The organism is Lysobacter enzymogenes (assembly GCF_017168095.1).
GTDB classification, from domain to species: domain Bacteria; phylum Pseudomonadota; class Gammaproteobacteria; order Xanthomonadales; family Xanthomonadaceae; genus Lysobacter; species Lysobacter enzymogenes_D.
Genome location: NZ_LXSD01000445.1, coordinates 1 through 211, shown reverse-complemented (window position 1 = coordinate 211; position 211 = coordinate 1). Strand labels below are relative to the sequence as shown.

The 211-nt window shown below is 47.9% G+C and carries 1 rRNA gene; it reads right to left on the bottom strand.

Going from position 1 to position 211, the window contains the following annotated elements:
* Window positions 1-211, bottom strand: a 16S ribosomal RNA gene (locus A7A76_RS26890); the annotation flags it as partial.

The following is a 211-nucleotide window of genomic DNA, read 5'->3' as shown; positions in this document are numbered from 1 at the left end:
TTCGAGCCTCAACGTCAGTTACAGTCCAGAAAGCCGCCTTCGCCACTGGTGTTCTTCCATATATCTACGCATTTCACCGCTACACATGGAGTTCCACTTTCCTCTACTGCACTCAAGTCATCCAGTTTCCAAAGCAATTCCTCAGTTGAGCTGAGGGCTTTCACTTCAGACTTAAATAACCGTCTGCGCTCGCTTTACGCCCAATAAATCC